The sequence below is a fragment of the Brevibacillus brevis genome, from assembly GCF_022026395.1.
GTDB lineage: Bacteria > Bacillota > Bacilli > Brevibacillales > Brevibacillaceae > Brevibacillus.
The window spans coordinates 519916-540924 of the sequence record NZ_CP041767.1 but is presented as its reverse complement, the minus strand read 5'-3'; the positions used below and the strand labels follow the sequence as shown (position 1 = coordinate 540924).

Genomic DNA, 21009 nt, shown 5'->3' with positions numbered 1-21009 from the left:
TGGCATTAGTATATAAAGAGGTGAATCCGATGATTTTGCTACAAGCTGAACATATAGAAAAAACGTATGGTATCGAAACCATTCTACAAGACATCTCCCTGCAAATTCAAACCGGGGAACGGGTTGGTCTGGTTGGCGTAAACGGTGCAGGCAAATCGACTCTGATGAAGATCCTCGCCGGCGAGCTAAGCTACGACAAAGGAATTATCCGCATTCCAAAGGATGTCACACTCGGGTATTTGGCACAAAACAGCGGCCTTGAATCGGAACGATCGATTTGGGATGAGTTGTTGAGCGTTTTTTCCCATTTACAAAAAGAAGAGCTGGAGCTTCGTGAGCTAGAGGCCAAAATGGGTGATCCGGCTATTCTCGCTGATGAGAAGCGTTACCAGCAACTGTTGGAAAATTACTCTCACCGCTCGGAGGCCTTTAAGGAAAAAGGCGGCTACAGCTACGAGGGTGCGATTCGTGGAGTTTTGCATGGTCTGCGCTTTGCGGACTTCGATTACACGACGCCGATCCGCACATTGAGCGGTGGACAAAAGACTCGTCTGGCACTCGCCAAGCTGCTGCTCCAATCTCCGACTATTCTTCTGCTCGATGAGCCGACGAACTACTTGGACATCGAGACACTGACTTGGCTGGAGACGTATTTGCAAAACTATCAGGGCGCCATTCTCGTCGTTTCCCATGACCGTTACTTTTTGGACAAGCTCGTGACCGTTGTTTATGAAATCGAACGGACACGCGCTACCCGCTATGTCGGTAACTACAGCCGCTTCCTCGATGAAAAGGCGGCTCGGCTCGAACAGGATTTGAAGCGATTCGAAAAACAACAGGAAGAGATCGCCAAGCTGGAGGATTTCATCGCGCGAAATATCGCTCGGGCTACGACGACCAAACGTGCACAGAGCCGGCGCAAGACGTTGGAAAAGATGGACCGCTTGGACAAGCCGATTATGAACAACAAATCCGTCCACTTCTCCTTTGATGTGGCGAAAATGAGCGGCACCATTGTGATGAAAGCAAACAACGTCGCGATTGGCTACCCGGATGCTGTCCTTTCTCAGGGCCTTACGTTTGAAATCGAGCGCGAGGAGCGTGTGGCCTTGGTCGGTCCCAATGGTATCGGGAAATCGACACTGTTAAAAACGATTGTGGAACAGTTGCCCAAGCTGCGCGGCGATATTCATTTCGGAAGCAATGTAACGATCGGGTACTACGATCAGGAGCATCGTAACCTGAACGAACGGAATACAGTGCTCGGCGAAATTTGGGATGAATACCCGAACATGCTGGAAAAGGATGTCCGCACCTTGCTCGGCAACTTCTTGTTTAGCGGTGATGATGTACAAAAGAAGATCAGCGACCTGTCTGGAGGAGAGCGTGCACGCGTCTCTCTGGCAAAGCTCATGCTGAAGCAAGCAAACTTCCTGATCTTCGACGAGCCTACGAACCACTTGGATATTTTCAGCAAGGAAGTGCTCGAGAACGCCCTCTACGATTATCCGGGTACGATCCTGTTCGTCTCCCATGACCGTTACTTCTTAAACAAGATTGCCACCCGCGTACTGGAGCTGACAGGCGATGGCGTGACCAGTTATTTGGGTAACTACGATTACTTTGTGGAGAAAAAGCAGGAACTGGAAGAGCTCGCAGCCGAACAAGCAGCGCAGCCCGCAAAGAAACAAGGCGGTACCGTAGCGGCACAGCCTGAGAAATCCTCTTATGAGCTAGATAAGGAAGCAAAACGTCGCGAACGTCAACGTCAGCGCCGTTTGGAAGAGATTGAGGTCACGATCCAAAAACGAGAGGCTGACATTGTCAAATGGGAAGAAGAGCTCTGTCTCCCGGAAATTTATAGCGATCATGTGCAGGCAAAAGAACGCAACGATCAAATCCATGCTGCCAAAGAAGAACTGGAGCAGTTGTATGACGAGTGGAGCGCGCTATCAGAGGAGTAATCCCCTCTTTACGTAGAACAGCGCTCCTGTGCAGGCTCCTCCAAGGCGGCATAGAGAGCAGGCACCACCAGAAAGGTAATGCAGGTGGCTGCTGTGACGATGCCTGAGTCATTGAGGATCAACCCAGCCAGTGCACCCACAATGACACCAACAAAGCCTTTAACCAAGTATGGCGTGTCCTTCGCCAGATGGTGCAAAAAGCGGTCGTTTTTCAAGGTGAGAACGCCTAGAGCAATCAGGGAGACGACAAATGCTTTGCTCCAAATCGAAACGCGAATCAAGCGGAGATTCATCGCCAGCTTGCGTTCAATCATCTGCCCTACTTCGGACCATTCCCCATGTACAATCTGCTGAGAAAGCCGTCCGACATGAGTTAAGGGCTGATCTGACATGAGACTGATCGCCATCAAACTGCATACACCCATAACCAGGCCGCCTGCCAACAACAGGAGGCCTTTTTTGCCGATTCGCCAGCCCTCAAGACGTGACAATGCCACGGTAAATCCGATCAACCCGGCAAGAAAACCGCCCGCGTCCGTTCCCAGGTTCGGTGCCACCATATAGTAAAGCACGACACCGTATATAGCCACGGAGACAGCAGGTAACCATTTATTTTCCCTACTTAGCTCCTTTTGTCCCCCACGTATTCTCTCATACAACGAAGCTACTAGCATGATCGTGCTGCCGATCAGAACCCCTTCGTATTCATTTCCTAACCCGTAAAACCTCGCTCCGATTACTGGATCATACCCGAGGTACGATTGTCGCATCAAATGAGCGTCAGTCCATCCGTCTGCCAGCAGGATGGTTGTTGTGACTCCGCTAACCGTCATCACGATTCGCGGGAGAGCATGAGCTTCCTGCCAAAAAGCCGCGATCAAGGCAGTCATGATGAGCCCTCCCAAGACAACCGCGCCAGATACCTGCCAGTCGAGCAGGCTCTCTGCCAAGAGCAATGCGGGAAACCATAATAAAGCCAGCAGCGCGAGACGTATTCCTCTACGAAGCCGAAAATGTCCCACTCCTTCCCGCTTCCGACCAAACCACCAGAGAACAACCGCACATCCTACAATGACAATCTGCAGCATGACATAGGTATATAGCACGGCTGGCCGTGTCGCATATGTATGATGAATTGCGTCTACCTGATTCTGAAGGGCAAGAAGGCCATCCCCTTTTTCAATACGTATGACATGACCAGCCAATCCTTTTGGTACGGGTACGTCCAGCCAAGACAATATAGTTGGTACCATATCGAGTCCACTGATTAATCCCGACTTTCTCGTGGTAGCTGATGTCAAAAGTCCACTCGCTTTGTCTCCCCACATTAACACTGGAGACAAGAGAGCCTTTTCTTTTGTCGCCACACGATTGACGGCTGGCGATGCCAATACAATTCGTTGGTGTGGTTTACGTTCCACAAGGAGCTGGTCAAGGAAAAGAGACAAATCACGCAAAACGCGGTGATGCTGCCGGGTAAACTGATCCGGGTCCATATCCGCACTCAACTGGTATAACCGGGATAAATCTGAGAGTTGAGCAATGATCAAGCCCGCTTGACGCTCACTGCGGATTTTCTCAAGCAGGTACGTGTAATTGGTCTTGATCCCGTACGGATAGCCACGAAGGAGCTCCATGCTTTTTGAAGAAATGTCCCCTTTCGGAATCCTTCCTTGCTGATCCATCGCAAACAGAACAGCATGTCTCTGGCGGAAATCCTCATAGTCACCATTTCCGTATAAAGCGACCTGAATGTTGTTGGCTGCAAGCACGGTCCCAAGAAGCCCGATTTGCGCAGAATACGGTTTCTCCCGATTATCTGCCAAGAGCCGGAAAATACCCGGAAAAATGATCGAGGAGCGCGCCACCTCCTGCGCCTGATCACTGCCTAGCTCTTGCGCCCGTTCAACTGCTGTTTCCCTGGACGAGAGCGCCTCGTATGGATGATAGCCTGTCCCGCTCTTATCAGAGTAAAGCGCTTGACCGCCGCTCCCCATAAGTAGGTAGCCGTTTGCGGCTGTGCGCGATCCGGGTGTTCTTATGGAAAGAGCCCCAGCTCCTGCACCATCCAGCCATTTATCCACAGTAGATAACTTTTTGAGCTGCTCCAGATCATGAAACGACATCCCCTCCACAAACAGCATGATGACTTGTTGTTTTTCCTTTGCCATCAACGGTTTTCCTATATTTGTAGCTAGAAACAATATCAGGAATGACAAGCAAATCAGCGCAAGTTTCTTTCTCACGAGTCTCCCCCCTGTTGATAACTCGACTTTTTTATCCACATTTTCCACAAAATAATCCACAGAGTACATGCGGTTTTCCCGGTCATTTTCTCGTGTTATCACCAGTATTCACAGGAGTACATGTGAACAATCCAGAAAGTTATCCTATGATGTGGATAAATCATAGGAGATGGACGGAACAGCTACACCTTTTGCTTCTGCTTGCTTCTGCTAGCATATAGGGGTGTAATATTTTCTGGTGAGGCCCCCAGTAATTTTAAACAAACAAAAAAAGCATCTCTGATCCAACCTCAGAGATGCTTTTATTCCATTCACTCTATTGCTCAGAAAGCGACAGGCTTGGGACTCCGTTTAAATCAAGCCCTTCAAACTGTCCTTTTTCATACTTGATAAAGCCTGCTGCCCCAATCATCGCAGCGTTGTCTGTGCATAACGAGAACGGAGGAATCACGAGAGGAATTCCTTCTGCCTCGCATCTCGCTTGCAGTCTCTCACGCAGTCCACGATTCGCCGCAACGCCCCCAGCCAGCAATACCTGCTTCGCTCCATGCGAACGAGCTGCCCGAATCGTCTTTTCTACGAGGACCTCTGTTACAGAGTCTTGGAAGCTTGCCGCTAGATTCGCCGGTTCGATCGTCTCTCCTCGCTGTGCTGCATTGTGCAAGGTATTGAGCACAGCTGATTTCAAGCCACTGAAGCTGAAATCGTAGGAATCTGGCTCCAGCCATGAACGAGGGAGCTGTACATTTGCCTCCCCTTCATGTGCGAGGCGATCAATATGAGGTCCGCCTGGATACGGCATATTCAGCGCTCGTGCTACTTTGTCGTACGCTTCCCCTGCAGCGTCATCCCGCGTTTCGCCCAAAATCTCAAACTGACCGTGCTCCTTCATCCAGACAAGCTCTGTATGCCCGCCCGATACGACGAGCGCAATCAGCGGAAACTCCATTTCTTGCACCAGACGATTCGCGTAAATATGACCTGCGATATGATGCACTCCGATTAGCGGGATGCCTCTGGCCATGGAAATGGCTTTTGCTGCTGCCACGCCAACTAACAGGGCTCCGACAAGCCCAGGCCCATACGTCACCGCAATTGCCTGAATGTCATCCAACGTTTTTCCAGCTTCGGTCAGGGCCTCTTCGATGGTTAGCGTAATATTCTCTACATGTCTGCGAGAAGCCACCTCCGGCACGACTCCGCCAAACCTTTTATGGATATCGGCTTGGGAAGCGATGACGTTCGACAGTACCTCCTGACCATCGCGAATGACAGCAGCCGATGTCTCGTCGCAGCTTGTTTCAATTCCTAAAATATAAGTAGGAGCACCTGATTCCCTATGTGCTTCGTATTTTTGCTGTATGCGCTTCTCGTAGCGCGACGTATACGTCTTGTTCATTACAATGTCACCCACATAATGATTGCGTCCTCATTGTTATCCGAATAATATCCCTTGCGCCGCCCATGCTCTTTAAAGCCGAGCTTGATATACATGTTCCGCGCGACTGTGTTCGAAGGTCGAACTTCGAGCGTCATGCTATGGGCACCCTGCATCTTGGCAACACCCATCATTTTGATCATCAGCGCCAATCCAACCTTTTTTCCACGGTATAGAGGATGGACGGCGATATTTGTAATATGTGCCTCATCGATCACGATCCACATGCCACAATAAGCGATAACCCGATTTTGGTGAACGACGACTACATAGCGTGCATTTGGATTTCTCGTCAGCTCGTTGACAAATGCATCATGCGGCCATGGAGTTGTAAAAGCCAAGCGCTCCAGCTCTGCCACAGCCCCAACGTCCTGCATCGTCATATAACGATATTCCAAATCGATTGGTTGACTCATGCTTTTACTCCTTTACGGCCCCCGCCTGCTTTTGGGCAAGCCACTTCGCTTCTGCTTCTGCCAGCTGCAAATACTCTGGAACCAGTTCATGCGCATTTCCGCCGTCTTGAAGCTTGCGCAGTGCCACATAGCCGATATGGGCAGCACGCGGGTGATTGAACGCTGGAGAAGCAAATTGCGCCTGATTCCCTAACTCTTGTACAATCGTCTCCCGGTGAAGCCTTACATCTTCACCCAAGAACAAAATCGGCTCTCCTTGCGCCTGATCTCGCAACAGTGGCAGCCATTCACGCAACAGGATGATTTGTTCTGTGGACTGCGCTCGCACCGCCTCCATGCCATCGGAACGATAACAGCCGGTATACACTTGACCTCTGCGCGCATCGAACAGCGGTACAATCAATCCAGAGAACCCGGTGGCATTCATGGCGATTACCTCCAGACTGGATACACCGATGACTGGCACATTCAGTGACCAAGCCATGCTTTTTGCAGAGGCAACACCGATTCTCACGCCCGTGTAGGAGCCTGGTCCATTCGCCACCCCGAAACCACTGAGATCCTCTGGCGCTGTTCCTGTTGCATCGAGCAGTTCACTGACGCAGTCCATCAGACGCACGGAATGGTTTTTTTGCTGGTTCGTCGTCATTTCGGCCAAGACCCGCTCTTCCTCTACCACAGCTACACTTAGCACCAGATTCGATGTATCAATCGCCAGTACGCGCATCAAAATCAAACTCCTCACACAATTTCACATAACGATTCCCTTGAGGAACCAGCTCGATCATCCGCTGTTCCTCTCCTTCTCTACGCAGGAAGACGGTCATCCGATCTGTCGGCAGGACATCCTCGATTAAAGAGGCCCACTCTACGACACAGACACCTTCTCCAAAAAAGTAATCGTCCAGACCAAGAGAGTCTGGATCATCGCCTACCCGGTAGACGTCCATATGGTAAAGCGGCAAGCGCCCCTGATATTCTTTTATGATGGTAAAGGTCGGACTGTTCACTACTTGTCGAACTCCTAGTCCTTTGGCCAACCCCTGGGTAAAAGTCGTCTTGCCCGCTCCCAGATCCCCCTCCATCGCGAGGAAGTCACCTGGCTCAAGCAGACTTGCCAGTTGCTCGGCAAAGCGCTGCGTCTCTTGCGCTCCCGTGAGCCTCCAAGTATAGCTCATCTCTTTCATCCACTCCTAAAATGGTTGAATCCTGCTTTGGGCAACGGGAGCTGTTGATCATCGCGCTGAAGCATCAATTCTGGTTCATGCCTCTTCCCCACCACCTCACCGATGACAGTAAATGGTACACCACTAGCGGCAAATTGCTTACTTACCGCTTCGTAGTGACTTTTCGCAAGCGTTCCGACCAATTGATAATCTTCACCGCCATAAAAAGCCCATTCCAGCGGATCTTTTTCCACGTACCGTGCATACTTCCGAACTTCGTCATGGATCGGTACCGTTGCAGCATCGACCAAGATCGATACACCACTCGCCTCAGCAATCTCCCACAGCTCTGAGGCAAGTCCATCACTTACATCATTCAGTGCACTACATGCCCCTGATTCCATCAGCAGTCTGCCCGCCTTTATTTGGGCAACGGGACGCTGATGGGCATCCATCAATGTCTCCCAAGGTAAAGAGACACCCCTTTCAGCAGTCTCGCCTTGCAGGAGAAGATGTAGTCCTGCTGCAGAAGTTCCGACATGCCCTGTAACAAAAACAAGCTGCCCAGGCTTTGCTTGTGAGCGGCGAATGGCACGCCCTTTTTCCACCTCACCCAGTACGGTAACACTTAGGTGCAGGGCATCAGGCGCAGAAACGGTGTCGCCACCAATGACACGAACTCCATATGCCTGACAAGCCTCGTAAATACCTTCATAGATTTGCTGGCATTCGGCAGGCGTCCATTGCGGACTTACCGCGATACTGACAAGTGCATACCGGGCAACCCCGCCCATCGCTGCAACATCGCTCACATTGCTGATAACAGCTTTATATCCGATATCACTAGGATTCATCGTTTTCTTCAAAAAATGAACCGTCTCCACCATCGCATCGCAGCAGGCTACGACTTCCATTTCTGGCGTTGGGGAGAAGACAGCGGCATCATCCCCTATCCCGACGGTCAAACCGTTCCCTTCCTGCCCCGCAGAACGACTTGTCCATTGCCGGATCAGGGAAAATTCGTCGTGTGCCACTTCAAACGCTCCTTTTCCTTCGCGGAAAACATTTTTCGTCTGTTCATTATACCCCTGCTGTCAAAAGACGTGCAAGAAAGCTAAACGCCTCTGACTCTTTATGTCGTAAGCTCGCGCAACAGCAGCTTTCCTTTGCAGCGCCCACAACGATAGCGGCTCGGGTTCATCATTCGTTTACGTTTGTAGCTCATACCACATTCCTTGCAAACCAACTCGTAGCGATAAGGCAGGGTTGTACGTCCGTTTCCTACCTGTTGACAGTATCTGCTCCCCCCGACCTGATGCAGAAGCAGTTGAAAATCCTGATCCGCGTGACGATACCCGCGCTTTTCTATGTGCAAATGATAATGGCAAAGCTCATGCTTAATGATCGCAATCAATTCCTCCACACCATGCTCCTGCAAATGCTTCGGGTTCAATTCAATGTCATGCGAGCGCAGCAAATACCTCCCGCCAGTCGTGCGCAATCTGCTGTTAAAGCGGGCCTGATGGCGAAAGGGCTTGGCAAAAAATTCGCTGGATATTTGCTCTACCAGCATTTGCAGTTCCGTATCGGTCATCTCATCTCCTCCGCTTCCTTCTTTTCACCATAGCAGTTCCAGTTGAAAAGTGCCAGACAGATAGGCTACACTGAGTGCAAATAAACGGTTATAACTGTTTATTTGCCGACCACATGCGGTCATATCCTGTTTAATGAAAAACGTCAAGACGTTTTTCACAAATAAACGGTCATTTAGACAGAATGGTGGAGGAGTTCATGCGCTATTTGTTGTTGCAGTCCAGTGACGGACTACAGTTTGTCTCGTTGCCCGAAACGCATATGTACCAATTAATCGCTCTATTAAAACGACTTAACAAGGAAATCGACAAATTGACGATCACAGAGCGCCCTGAATTGCCTACGGTTCTGGCAGACTGTGCGGATGTGGAACGGTTAGAGAGCGGGCTTTCGATCGTGGATGGTTTGGCGTACGTCAGTGGTCTGGAGCGACGCTTCGCTGCCCTACAAGAGACCGAGTATCCCCTCATCTCTTTATTGACAGAGATCCGTGCCCTGCAAGCCCAATTGGAGTATTTGCACGAAGAAGAAGAGTAAATAAAAATTCTAGGCACCTCCTGCTCGTCTCGGCGCATACATTGCCTATAGACGAATATCTCCAGGAGGTACTTTCATGCCACAATGGATGCGCAGGCAGTTGCAACGTGCCTTTAATGGGAAGGACGTTCGCCAAATCCGTGTGCTCAACAGTTGCTGGTTCTTATATTTAGAAAAAAATGGCGGCCGCCCTGACTGACAGGAGGCCGCCTTTTAGTTCATTCTTACCCTTCCGTTGGGGCGATCATGGTCATCCCTACACGCTGACGTTTCTCGTCAATTTCTACTACCCATACATCTACGATATCGCCAACAGTCACCACTTCAAGTGGATGTTTCACAAAGCCCTTCTTCAAGCGGGAAATGTGTACGAGACCGTCGTTTTTCAGACCGATATCCACAAACGCTCCGAAGTCGACCACGTTGCGCACAGTACCTTGCAGCTTCATGCCCACACTCAGATCAGACAACTGAAGGACATCACTTCGCAAGAGTGGTTTTGGCAGTTCGTCACGCGGGTCGCGACCAGGACGCAAGAGGCTGTCTACAATGTCTTGCAGTGTTGGCTCGCCAACCCCAAGCTTCGCAGCGGTCTCTTTTACATCCAAAGACTGCAAGCGTTCCTTGCAGTTCTCACTGCCGATCTCCTGAGCGCTAATGCCCAGCATCGACAGCAACTGGTGGGTCGCATCGTACGATTCCGGGTGAATCGGTGTTTTATCCAGTGGATTCGCTCCGTCCATCACGCGCAAAAATCCGATGCACTGCTCGTACGTTTTAGCACCTAAGCGTGGAACCGCCTTTAGCTGGGAGCGCTCCGTGAACTTCCCGATCTCGTCCCGTTTTTTCACGATATTCCCCGCCACTTGACGGCTGATCCCTGATACATACTGCAAGAGAGAAGGAGAAGCCGTATTCACATCTACCCCGACATGGTTTACGGCAGACTCAACCACAAACTGCAGACTGTCTGCCAGCCTTGATTGGGAAACATCGTGCTGGTACTGACCGACCCCAACGGACTTTGGATCGATTTTGACCAACTCCGCGAGCGGGTCTTGCAAACGTCGGGCGATCGATGCCGCACTTCGCTCTGCTACATCCAGGTCCGGGAATTCTTCCTTAGCCAAGGCGGATGCGGAATACACGGATGCTCCTGCCTCGTTCACGATGATGTACATCACCTCACGCTTCAGCTCTTTCAGCAGCGTGGCAATGAACTGTTCTGTCTCGCGCGAAGCAGTACCGTTCCCAATCGCGACAACCGTAACTCCATAGGTTTCGATCAACTGCTTCACTTTCACTGTAGCTTCTGCCACTTTATTGGCCGGAGGGGTTGGATAAACGACTGCAACCTCCAGCAGTTTGCCGGTTTCGTCTACAACGGCGAGCTTACAGCCTGTACGAAACGCCGGATCTACCCCAAGGACGACTTTGCCTTTTACAGGCGGTTGAAGCAGCAAATTGCGCAGGTTTTCCGCAAAGATGTGAATAGCACGTTCCTCGGCTGCCTCTGTCAATTCAGCGCGCACCTCTCGTTCAATAGAAGGGGCAATCAGGCGCTTATACGCGTCCTCGACTGTCAATGTCAGCAGATCGCGGGCAACTGTCTCATGCGGAATGGTGCGTTTTTGCATCCAAGCCAAAATCTCTGCGACTGGGGCCTCAATAGAAACCTTCAAAATACCTTCGTTTTCTCCCCGATTGATGGCCAGTACCCGATGGGGAACGACCTTTTTCAGAGGCTCACTATATGCGTAATACATCTGGTATACATTTTTCTCGTCTGCTTCTTCGGCTTTCTGCTCCGTCAGAAGCAATCCTTTTTGCACGGTGCGTTGACGAATCCACTGGCGAATTTCTGGGTCATCAGACAGAAGTTCCGCCACGATGTCCATTGCTCCTTGCAGAGCTTGCTCAGTCGTCTCGACGCCTTTTTCCGGGTTGATATATGGTTTTGCTTCTTCTTCCGGATTCCCGGTTTTCGGTAAGCTCATGAGGTAGTTGGCAAGTGGCTCTAGTCCCTTCTCCTTGGCCATGGTTGCACGCGTGCGGCGTTTTTGGCGGTAAGGGCGGTACAGATCCTCTACCTCTTGCAGCTTTGTCGCACGTTCAATAGCTGTGCGCAGCTCGTCCGTCAGCTTGCCTTGCTCATCGATGAGCCGAACAACTTCTTCCTTCCGCACTGACAGGTTGCGTAAATAGCGAACGCGTTCCTCAATCGCTCGAATTTGTGTTTCATCTAGCTGCCCCGTCATTTCTTTGCGGTAGCGGGCAATAAAAGGAACCGTGTTTCCTTCATCCAGAAGGGCAACCGTGCGCTCCACCTGGTGAGGTTTGACACCCGTATCTTGGGCGATTGTCTGGATCATCAACGTAAGCTCCATACCTGTCCTCCTGCGCTCATTCTTCGTCGTTTATTGTACCACATTTGCTAACAAGGACTGGAAAAAGGGAAGAAAAAAGAGGAGCCACTTGGCCCCTCTACGTCGCGGTTTCCAGCTGTTCCACTCTCAATGCTTCTCGCAGCTTGCCCAACGCCCTGCGCTGAAGGCGGGATATATGCATCTGCGACATCCCCATGATGTCCCCAGCTTGCTTCTGACTCAAATTTTGATAAAAAGTTAATTGAATGATTTCTTTTTCACGATGATCCAAAATTTGCAGGGCCCGCTCCAGCATCAGATTCTGCTCGACTGCTCCGTACCCTTCTTCCGTCGTCCCCACCAGGTCGAGTAAAGAAATGGTGTTGCCGTCCAGATCCGCTTCCAGCTCGCTGTCCATAGAGAGAGAATGATAGCTGCGCCCCATCTCCAATGTCTCCAGAATCGCTTCTTCTGTAACGCCGAGGCTGTTGGCAATGTCCGCAATTTGGGGAGAACGCTGCAGCTTGATCGTGAGCTCGTCGACCACCCTTTTGATCTTCGGGCTCAGCTCCTTGACTCTGCGCGGAACATAGACACTCCATGTCTTGTCCCGAATATAGCGCTTAATCTCCCCTACGATAGTCGGAATCGCAAAGCTCTCAAATGTCCGCTCAAAGCTAGGGTCGAACCGACGAAAGGAAGCAAGCAGGCCGATTAATCCGACTTGCACGAGGTCTTCATACATGACTTGTCCGCGAACAAACTTCTTCGCTAACGATTCCACAAGAGGAGTATAGGCCCTCACCAGTTGTTCCTGTATCGCAGGATCTTTTGTTTCACCATACAGGTGGATGAGCTCCTTCAACTCCTCTGGACTATATTTCTGCTTCCGAGATTGTCCAGTCATTGCCAGCCACCCCATCCTGCCGAACATACTTGGTCATGGAGACTACTACTCCTGACTCAGAGCGAATCTCCACCTCATCCATAAGCGTGTGGATGAGATAGAGCCCGAGCCCGCCCTCATCCAAATCCTCAAGGTTTTTCCCTGCATAAATCGGCGTCAGTTGCTCAGCAATGAGCTCATTTGAAAACCCAACGCCCTGATCGCTTATCTCGATCACCAATCGATCTTCATAAACGTGGCATTGGATATGAATGGAGCAAGGATTCTCTGTTTCCTTGTATGCATGTCTTACTACATTCGTGCATGCTTCTCCGACGGCAAGCTTGATATCCTCAATCTCGTCAAAAGAAAAGCCCATACGGTTGGCTATACCGGATACAGTCAGACGTGCTACTCCCAAATACTCCGCCTTGCTTGGCAAAGTCAATTGAATCACGTCTGCCTGAGGTCGATTTGGACCCATTACTCGCTCTCTCCTTTGCGGATGGCAATATGATCGTATAAGCCAGTGATGCGAAATAGCCTTTCCACACGCGGAGACAATTTGTGCACCTCAAATGTACGATTTCGTTGGATGCACTCTTTCATAATCCCGATGAAAATTCCGATTCCGGTACTGTCCATGTATTCTACTGCTTCCAAATCAACCGTAATGTGATTGATATCCGGCTTGGTGACGAGTGACATGAGTGTTTCCTTTACTTTCGGTGCTGTAAAAGCATCAATATCTCCACCAAGGACCACTCGGTGCTCAGTTCCAAGGCTCGTTGTCTTAATTAGCAGGTCCATCTGCTTCTCCCCCCGTATGTTGCTTAGGTTCTTCGAAGTACAATCATGGTGTAATCATCCAGCAGGTTAAATTGGGAGAGCAGAAGCAGTCTATTGTACAGGCCGTTTGCCATCTTTTGGGCAGATTCGCCCACCTCTTTTTGCAAATGGTGTACAAGCTCTTCCCTTTGCAAATAATATCGGTTATTTTTGCATTCTGTTACACCATCCGTCAGAAGAATCAGAACATCATTTATTTCTAAATAAATCTCCTGAACCTGGTATTCACTGTTTGGGCATAAACCGAGTGCATTCCCTCGCCCTTCGAGATCGTAAAATTTTCCTTCCGCCGACTTGTACAAAAATCCTGGCTCGTGTCCTGCCATCGCATAACGGAAACAGTGTTCCACTGAGTCGTAACTGCCAAAAAGCATCGTCACAAACATGCTCGGATCAATATTTCTTCCCACGATCCGGTTTAAATGGTGCAGCATTTCATCGGGACCCAGCTCCATTTGTCCAAGGCTGTCTATCGCATATTTCACCATCGACATACACATCGCAGCAGGCATTCCTTTTCCGGTAATGTCTGCAATAGCGACGCCAAAACGCCCGTCACTTTGCTCAATGAAGTCGTAATAGTCGCCCGAGATTTGTTTCGCGGCAATACTCACTACGCCAATCTCCAGCTCTGGGTAGACCGGAACCTCACTTGGCAAAAGGGATTGCTGCATCGCTTTGGCCACGGCTATTTCTGATTCCATCTGTTGATGCCGATTCCGCCAGCTATTTACGGATCGGTGCTCGTTCCCATATTCAATCATGACCTCTGTCAAAATGGAGAAGGAGGAGCGCACAAACTCTGGCACTTCCCCAAGCTGCTCAAGCGCTTGCGCATGCAAATCAGTTATTTCTTCTGGTGAAATATCTTGAGAAAGCATCCATTTGCCCAACTGCTGGGCTCCATAAAGCTGGTCCTCCCCTTGAGCACTCAGGTAATCCCGAAGAATTTTGACATACTCTTCCTGGAAGCTCCGGGTTACCATCTATCTCATTCCTCCTTTGCTTAATCGCTCCACTTCACAACAACGACACGCGTCCCTTCTCCCAGGGTACTGTGGATCTCAAATTCATCCATCATGCGCCTGACACCCGGCAATCCGGCCCCGAGGGCACCCGAAGTCGAATAGCCATCATCTAATGCCTGGCGGATATCAGGAATCCCTGGACCGCTGTCATGTGCTATTATTTGCAGGCCGATCACTCCTTCGCGCTCAATCGGCGAAATGGTGATCGTCCCCGTACCCGCATACAAATAAATGTTGCGAGCTAATTCAGAGATTGACGTAGCGATGCGGGACTGCGTGATCGTGCCAAAGCCAAACGACTTCGACATATTTCGCCCCACTTGTCGCGCCGTCACGATGTCTGATTCTTGTTCTATATTGATTGTCTCAGGAGAATAGTCTGCCACAACCAAAAAAACCCCTTCCGCCTCGCTTGGTAGGTAGAAATGAGTTTTTTCTCTACCTCGAAAAATAAATCATATTGTGTCACATTTTGTCTGATATTCTCTTTTCGAACAGTTCGATGTGTACCTGCGAAATCCCTGCAAATTTGACAGCAAAAAACCACTTGCTTCACTCAAGTGGCTTTTCCTATCAAATGGTCTGATCTTTTTTCACACGTTAAAAATCAATGAGTCCTAAACTGATTTGCAAGGATTCATTAACCCGATCCATCATCTCGTCATCGAGATGCGTAATTTTATCAGTGAGACGTTGTTTGTCAATGGTTCGTATTTGTTCCAACAGAATAACGGAGTCACGATCAAATCCATAAGTTTTTGCGTCAATTTCCACATGCGTAGGCAGCTTCGCCTTTTGAATCTGCGCCGTAATGGCAGCGACGATGACCGTCGGACTAAATCGATTTCCAATGTCGTTTTGAATGACTAAAACAGGCCGTACGCCTCCTTGCTCAGAGCCAACGACCGGGGACAGGTCCGCGAAAAACACATCGCCACGTTTGACAATCACCAGTCACACCCCGCTAACTAAGCGGACAAGAGTATGGTCAGCCTCTTCTTCAGCGCCAAAAGCCTCCGATGCCATATTCAGATTGATCTTCGCCATCTCCATGTACCCTTTTTGCATGGTCTCACGGATTGTGCGTTTTTTTCGCTCTTTCAAATACAAATGCATCGCTTGGCGAATAAACTCGCTGCGATTGGATTTTTCCTTTTGAATAACGCCATCCACTTCCTGAAGCAAGTGTTGTGGCAAGCTGATCATGATGCGTTTCGTGTTTGACTTCGACAAGACAAATCCACCTCCAACCATGACCGTAACTTCCATCCGCTATGCTGGTTCTAGAAAGAACAGCCAATATGAACAATACCATTATGTCGAATCCATTGCAAAAATATACCTACTGTGCGCTTTTTCGGTGAAAAAACGTGAGTGTAAACAATCCAAAGGTGCAGGTGAAGACTTCGTTTACCCAAAAAAGCCAGCTTTTTCGCTTAACTAGTATTCGTGTTCCACGGGAAAATTCCTGCTGAATTTCCTTGCTAGTTATTTACATTTTCACGAAGACGAGTGCTTCATCGTTAATGGGTGAAAGACGTCCGTTACTTTCTGGTCGCGTAAATAGAGGCGCGGAATTCGATAATTCAGCATACAAGGCACCTCGTAATTGATTGTTCCCAGCAAATAGGCAATTTCATCCAAGGAGATTTCCTCGTCCCCCTGCTTGCCATACAAGACGACCTCATCATTGACCGCTGCTTCTGTCGAATTCAGGCTGACCATCATTTGGTCCATGCAAACTCTGCCTGCAATCGGGTAGCGCGATCCATTGTACAACACCTCACCGCGGTTGGACAAAAGGCGAGAATAGCCATCTGCGTATCCGATCGGCAGCGTTGCGATCCACTCGTCAGGCTTTGCTGCATACGTAGCACCATAGCTGACCGTGAATAGCTCATCTGCCTTCTTGACGTGGGCAATTCTGGTCTTGAGTGCCAGGGCGGGGGCAAGAATGACATCCGCACGTTCTTTCATGTACAAAGAAGGATACAATCCGTATAAACCTATGCCTAAACGAATCGTATCATACCCCCAATCGGGAAATGCGATAGCCGCAGCCGTATTGCAGCAATGAACGGTCGGCAATGTTTTATTTGCTTCACGCAGTACTTGCAAAAAGGATTGAAACAAGTCGTGTTGTCGTCGCACATGGGTTGTATCTGGTTCATCCGCGCAGGCAAAATGCGTAAAAATGCCTGTCCACTCAAGCTTTGAGCATTCTTCAAGGGCATCTACAACCGCAAGCAAATCTTCTTTTGTCCGGACGCCCAAACGTCCCATGCCTGTATCGGTCTTCACATGAATCCCGACCGGCTTGTCATCATTTTTCTGAAGAATGTCGTTCGCTTCCGTGATCCATTCGACGCTGTAAGCAGTTAACTCCACTTCCAGCTCGCTTGCAGTGACAATGGATTCAACAGGTGTGTATCCCAACACTAAAATCGGCGCTGTGATCCCTGCCCTCCGCAAAATAAGCGCTTCATCGAGCAATGCGACTGCAAGTGAATCTGCACCGCTCGCCAACGCTTCTTTTCCAACATGGACAGCACCATGACCATACCCGTCTGCTTTCACAACAGCCATAATACCTGTTTTTTCTGGCAAATGACGTTTGAATGTCTCGAGGTTCGCCCGGATGGCATCCAAATCAACCTCTACCCAAGTGTCACGACAAAACGATTTCATTCCTATCTCCTCTTGTTCCCTTTTTTATAGTAAAACAAGCGTTCATTTAAATGACTGAGAAATTGCCTGGAAACCATCAGTGATTCCTTTTTGCCGCCTACACGATAAAAATGACGGCCTTCATAAATTTGCTCGACTTCAGACAGCGGGTAGCTCTTTTCCTGTCCTGACATAGAGATAATCAGGTGGGTCTTGGTCAGCTTGTACACCGGACGCAATACCGATTTGTACAGAAACGGAGACAATCCAACAACAGCAATGGCAATGGCAAAAACAAGCACTTTGAATCTCGTGTCATTGGTCGGGAAAAATTGAGAGAGAATCATCATCCCCAGCACAAACATGACAGTCTCGTTAATGCGCATTTTCCAGCTTTTTCGCAGGAGCATGTCTTTGTAGGTCGATGCTTCCTGGTACAAAACTTCGTTAGACGGTTTCTTCATGTAAAGCATGCCACCTCATTCAATAAGTTACTCTGAATGTATCGTGTTTTCCCGCTGTGTGTCAATTCGCGGATTGTCCTTTCACCTCATTCACACGTTGGTTTTTGTGTACAAATCGGCCCTCATCGACCAATCCCAGGAAAATAGAAAAGCAGATGGGATTCGCTCCCACCTGCTGACTTTTCTACATGGTTTTCTCCTGGTCTTTTTCCTCTTTTTCATGTCTTGGGAAAACGACTTTTTCAAAGCTGCCATCCACCATTTTTTGCACGATCGCTGTCAATTCCTCGCTGCGCTTATCTGCTTGCTCCTGTGTGAGCTTGCCTGCCTCTACTGCTTCTTTTAGCTTGGCTTCGTGCTGACCTACCAAGAGCTCGATGACGTCATCCACTTCTACGCCCTGCTCCTTGGCAATGGTCGCCAACGATTTTCCTGCTTTTTGCTCTTCCTTCAGCTTGTCTGCATCCAGCTTGAGGAGGGACAGCAGTTCTTCATTTTTTTCAATGCCCATTCCTTTACCCGGTCCGCGTCCGTGATGCGTGTTTTGCACCATTTCTTTTACCCGTTCGCTCGCATTCTCATTCATTTTGTCGGCCTGTTCCTGCGTCAGCTTCCCGGCGGTTACCGCCTCTTTCAGCTTGGTTTCCTGTTGTTTCACCAACAGAGCCACCAGATCATCCACGGATACGCCTTGCGCCTCTGCGATGGCAGCCAGCGATTTGTCTGCTTTCAGCTCTTCTTGGAGTTTATCGGCGTCCAGCTTCAAGAGGGACAACAGTTCTTCGTTTTTCTCGAAGCCCATTCCTTTACCCGGTCCGCGTCCGTGATGCGTGTTTTGCACCATTTCTTTAACCCGTTCGCTCGCATTTTCATTCATCTTGTCGGCTTGCTCCTGGGTGAGCTTGCCTGCTGCTACCGCCTCTTTCAGCTTGGTTTCCTGTTGTTTTACCAACAGGGCTACCAGATCATCCACGGAGACGCCTTGCGCCTCTGCGATGGCAGCCAGCGATTTGTCCGTTTTCAGCTCTTCTTGGAGTTTATCGGCATCCAGCTTCAAGAGGGTCAGCAGTTCTTCGTTTTTCTCGAAGCCACCGATGAAGCCTCCTCTGCCAAAGCCTTTATCCGGTTTCGCGTTTTCTACTTGCTCTTTTACGCGATCGCTCAGATTTTCAGACAGCTTATCTGCCTGCTCCTGAGTCAGCTTGCCTGCTGCTACTGCTTCCTTCAGTTTGGCCTCTTGCTGGTCAACCAGAAGTGCCACGACATCAGCGGAGTCAACTCCTTGGGCTTGTGCAATTGCTGCGAGTGTTTTCCCTGCTTGAAGCTCTTCTTTCAGATTGTCGGCATCCAGCTTCAACAGAGAGAGAAGCTCTGTATTTTCTTTGAGGCCCACACCACCGTGGTGGCCCATCTTGCCCGTTTTGAATTTTACTTCTGCAGGTTTATTCAATGAAGTTGGTTTTGCTGAATCGGCTGCCATTGCTCCGCCTATGCTACCCAAACTCAGAACCACTGCCATCGTTCCCATCAGCATTCCCATTTTCGTTTTGCTAAACATGTACACTCAACCCTTTCGTCTTTGCTCGTGTAGTGTGCTTGTTCTTTGGTACAAGACCAAGTGTACATGGGTATTTTTAGATTCCCGTTTGAGAAAAAAGGAAAACTTGAGGGAAAATCGTAGAAAACTATGAAGGGCATTTTGGTTTGAGTCAACATGGTGGAGGAAAAGAAAAAGCACAGTTCTCTTCGACTCTGACACGCCAGCGAGGGTGATTGACTGTCCGTCTCCACTTCCAAAAAAGAGGACCGTCGAGCCAAAGCCACCCTACGGGCGGAAGCTTCTCAAGGAAGAAGTGTTCGACAAGCGTGGTCCTCTTTTTGAAGTTCCGACTGGGTAGGCGTTGTCAAGGTCTGCGAGCCCTGTGCTTTTTCTTTTCGCCAGCTTTTTGGATTCATCGCTTCTTTAAAACTTAGGAAGATTCTCCTTTATGTATCAACAGGGGGAGTTTCTAAAATAGTAGAACAAAGTTGCTTGGGAAGAAGTGCATTTCCAGTCCAAGCGCCTCTGGAGCCCACCTGAGCGTAGGATTGAATGTCGGGGAATTTCAGCTTCACTTATGAACTACTTCATCGAAACTTCTACGTTTGAAGCGCTCCCGACATTCAATCCGGAGCGGACAGTCTAACCCCTTGCAGGGCGTAGGCCGAAGCGTAGACTGGAAATGCGCTTCTTCCCCTCCACAGCAGCTACATTCTAAAGCAAAAACAAAAGAGGACGGTATTCACCGTCCCCTCTCCCATGCTTTTATTTCGCGCTGAGACCATATGTCGACTGTGCGACATTCACCATTTCTTCCTCAGGGAGATCCCCAGCGATTGTATATTCGATGCCGTCGAGCTCCCACGTCAGAAGTCGCTGATTTTCACCTGTCTGCGCAAGCACACCAACCGTAAAACCGAGGTTCACAGGCATACCTTGCTCATACGACACAGATGCTGCCGTCGGGCGCCCTTCGATTACCTTGTAGTTGTAGGTTCCTTTGTAGGTCAGGATAACCTTTCTCTCTCCATCACGGGTGACGGGCTCGATATCTCCTTGCGTAACCCCTTCTGGCATATACGTAGGGACGATGACACCGAATTGGCTGTTCGGTTGTTTCACGACCTGTCCATTTGTTGGTGCCATTGTTGGGATTGTTGTCAACGAGCTTGTTGTCATGTTGCGCTCTTTGTCAAAGGCGTCTTTGTCAAACATAGGGTTGAACGAAAAATCAGTGAAATCAATTCGTACGAGCGGATTCATGCTAGCATCCATAATTTCGGCGTGCGTCGGTTTGAAATCTTCTGTCAGCCAAATTTTTTGCTTGGTCAAAGAACGATTGCCGCTGTAGTTCGCTTTCACTTCGAATACATACTGTTTTTCTTCCATCCTCATTTGGCGCTCCGTGTCATCGATAATGCTCTTGGCCAGCGTTTCGTATAAATATAACGGTCCGTTGTTCTCAGGCCAGCCACTTTGGAAGCGGAAGCTCTTGTTCAGATGCGGGGTCAGTACAAAGACTCCTTCATTGTTTCGCAAGATGATTTGTGTAATGCCACGCTGTTTTGAGGTAAGAGCTACCCGATAATTGGTTGGCTTTTCATACCAGACCTGAACATCGTACTCCATGGGGGTAGAGCCTGTCTGCATGGTCAAAACTGCCTGAGACTTGTACCCAGTCATTTTTCCCAGTGCACCGTTCAGGTCGCTCACCACATCTTCTGGTGTTTTCTGACCGAAACAACCGCCGAGGAACAGGGTGAAAACCAACAATAACACCAGTGGTAAAGCTACCCGTTTCATTCAATGAACTCCTCCTTGTCAATATTTTCGACAAAGAAGGGCATCC

22 protein-coding genes are annotated in these 21009 nt (G+C 49.4%); 3 read left to right on the top strand and 19 right to left on the bottom strand.

Translation table 11 applies throughout. From position 1 onward, the window contains the following. Positions 1 to 29: 29 nt before the first annotated feature. Positions 30 to 1964: a ribosomal protection-like ABC-F family protein gene (gene abc-f / locus FO446_RS02930; protein WP_173611942.1), complete on the top strand. Its 1935-nt coding sequence runs from the start codon at positions 30 to 32 to the stop codon at positions 1962 to 1964. A gap of 8 nt (positions 1965 to 1972) precedes the next feature. On the opposite strand, the gene FO446_RS02925 is transcribed toward abc-f, so the two are convergent. The 7 genes from FO446_RS02925 to FO446_RS02895 all read right to left on the bottom strand — a co-directional run bounded on the left by FO446_RS02925 (position 1973) and on the right by FO446_RS02895 (position 8824). Continuing rightward, complete coding sequence (locus tag FO446_RS02925; RefSeq protein WP_173611941.1) at positions 1973 to 4210, bottom strand: hypothetical protein; 2238 nt, start codon at positions 4208 to 4210, stop codon at positions 1973 to 1975. A gap of 316 nt (positions 4211 to 4526) precedes the next feature. Continuing rightward, entirely contained in the window at positions 4527 to 5609 is a 1083-nt protein-coding gene (gene tsaD / locus FO446_RS02920) for a tRNA (adenosine(37)-N6)-threonylcarbamoyltransferase complex transferase subunit TsaD (RefSeq protein ID WP_237899873.1), read from the bottom strand. Beyond that, positions 5609 to 6064: a ribosomal protein S18-alanine N-acetyltransferase gene (gene rimI, locus FO446_RS02915; protein ID WP_047074036.1), complete on the bottom strand. Its 456-nt coding sequence runs from the start codon at positions 6062 to 6064 to the stop codon at positions 5609 to 5611. Before rimI ends, tsaD begins: the two co-directional genes overlap by 1 nt. Positions 6065 to 6068: 4 nt before the next feature. Then, entirely contained in the window at positions 6069 to 6791 is a 723-nt protein-coding gene (tsaB, locus tag FO446_RS02910; RefSeq protein ID WP_173611939.1) for a tRNA (adenosine(37)-N6)-threonylcarbamoyltransferase complex dimerization subunit type 1 TsaB, read from the bottom strand. After that, positions 6772 to 7242, bottom strand: coding sequence for a tRNA (adenosine(37)-N6)-threonylcarbamoyltransferase complex ATPase subunit type 1 TsaE (gene tsaE, locus FO446_RS02905; RefSeq protein ID WP_007721055.1), 471 nt, complete (start codon positions 7240 to 7242; stop codon positions 6772 to 6774). Before tsaE ends, tsaB begins: the two co-directional genes overlap by 20 nt. 5 nt (positions 7243 to 7247) lie before the next feature. Beyond that, entirely contained in the window at positions 7248 to 8264 is a 1017-nt protein-coding gene (gene thiL, locus FO446_RS02900) for a thiamine-phosphate kinase (RefSeq protein WP_173611938.1), read from the bottom strand. 98 nt (positions 8265 to 8362) lie between these two features. Continuing rightward, positions 8363 to 8824: a SprT family protein gene (locus FO446_RS02895; protein WP_173611937.1), complete on the bottom strand. Its 462-nt coding sequence runs from the start codon at positions 8822 to 8824 to the stop codon at positions 8363 to 8365. 197 nt (positions 8825 to 9021) lie between these two features. Between FO446_RS02895 and FO446_RS02890 the strand changes: the two genes are divergently transcribed. Beyond that, a complete protein-coding gene (locus tag FO446_RS02890) occupies positions 9022 to 9360 on the top strand; it encodes a hydrolase/acyltransferase (protein ID WP_173611936.1) in 339 nt (112 codons plus the stop codon). A 76-nt stretch (positions 9361 to 9436) separates the two neighbouring features. Further along, the gene (cmpA, locus tag FO446_RS02885) at positions 9437 to 9559 is read left to right on the top strand and encodes a cortex morphogenetic protein CmpA (protein ID WP_012684250.1); all 123 of its coding nucleotides are present in this window, start codon (positions 9437 to 9439) and stop codon (positions 9557 to 9559) included. Between the two features lie 25 nt (positions 9560 to 9584). Here the strand turns inward: cmpA and FO446_RS02880 are convergent, their stop codons facing one another. The 12 genes from FO446_RS02880 to FO446_RS02825 form a co-directional block, all read right to left on the bottom strand. Then, complete coding sequence (locus tag FO446_RS02880) at positions 9585 to 11747, bottom strand: Tex family protein (protein WP_173611935.1); 2163 nt, start codon at positions 11745 to 11747, stop codon at positions 9585 to 9587. A gap of 97 nt (positions 11748 to 11844) precedes the next feature. Continuing rightward, the gene (gene sigB, locus FO446_RS02875) at positions 11845 to 12633 is read right to left on the bottom strand and encodes an RNA polymerase sigma factor SigB (protein ID WP_088910503.1); all 789 of its coding nucleotides are present in this window, start codon (positions 12631 to 12633) and stop codon (positions 11845 to 11847) included. After that, the gene (gene rsbW, locus FO446_RS02870; protein ID WP_232774748.1) at positions 12602 to 13096 is read right to left on the bottom strand and encodes an anti-sigma B factor RsbW; all 495 of its coding nucleotides are present in this window, start codon (positions 13094 to 13096) and stop codon (positions 12602 to 12604) included. Before rsbW ends, sigB begins: the two co-directional genes overlap by 32 nt. After that, positions 13096 to 13422 carry an anti-sigma factor antagonist gene (locus FO446_RS02865; protein ID WP_173611932.1) on the bottom strand — a complete coding sequence of 109 codons (327 nt, stop codon included), beginning with the start codon at positions 13420 to 13422 and terminating at the stop codon, positions 13096 to 13098. Before FO446_RS02865 ends, rsbW begins: the two co-directional genes overlap by 1 nt. Before the next feature lie 23 nt (positions 13423 to 13445). Then, positions 13446 to 14447: a PP2C family protein-serine/threonine phosphatase gene (locus tag FO446_RS02860; RefSeq protein WP_173611931.1), complete on the bottom strand. Its 1002-nt coding sequence runs from the start codon at positions 14445 to 14447 to the stop codon at positions 13446 to 13448. Between the two features lie 20 nt (positions 14448 to 14467). Next, the gene (locus FO446_RS02855) at positions 14468 to 14881 is read right to left on the bottom strand and encodes an anti-sigma regulatory factor (RefSeq protein WP_173611930.1); all 414 of its coding nucleotides are present in this window, start codon (positions 14879 to 14881) and stop codon (positions 14468 to 14470) included. Between the two features lie 208 nt (positions 14882 to 15089). Then, a complete protein-coding gene (locus FO446_RS02850) occupies positions 15090 to 15440 on the bottom strand; it encodes a type II toxin-antitoxin system PemK/MazF family toxin (protein WP_005830205.1) in 351 nt (116 codons plus the stop codon). A 3-nt stretch (positions 15441 to 15443) separates the two neighbouring features. Beyond that, positions 15444 to 15743, bottom strand: coding sequence for a CopG family ribbon-helix-helix protein (locus tag FO446_RS02845; RefSeq protein ID WP_007721089.1), 300 nt, complete (start codon positions 15741 to 15743; stop codon positions 15444 to 15446). A 246-nt stretch (positions 15744 to 15989) separates the two neighbouring features. Further along, the gene (alr, locus tag FO446_RS02840; RefSeq protein WP_237899872.1) at positions 15990 to 17177 is read right to left on the bottom strand and encodes an alanine racemase; all 1188 of its coding nucleotides are present in this window, start codon (positions 17175 to 17177) and stop codon (positions 15990 to 15992) included. Positions 17178 to 17179: 2 nt separating this feature from the next. Next, the gene (locus tag FO446_RS02835; RefSeq protein WP_047074011.1) at positions 17180 to 17620 is read right to left on the bottom strand and encodes a hypothetical protein; all 441 of its coding nucleotides are present in this window, start codon (positions 17618 to 17620) and stop codon (positions 17180 to 17182) included. A gap of 184 nt (positions 17621 to 17804) precedes the next feature. Then, a complete protein-coding gene (locus FO446_RS02830; protein ID WP_237899871.1) occupies positions 17805 to 19178 on the bottom strand; it encodes a coiled-coil domain-containing protein in 1374 nt (457 codons plus the stop codon). 747 nt (positions 19179 to 19925) lie between these two features. Further along, positions 19926 to 20963 (bottom strand): outer membrane lipoprotein-sorting protein, encoded by a 1038-nt coding sequence (locus FO446_RS02825; RefSeq protein WP_237899870.1) that lies wholly within the window; start codon positions 20961 to 20963, stop codon positions 19926 to 19928. Positions 20964 to 21009 lie beyond the last annotated feature (46 nt).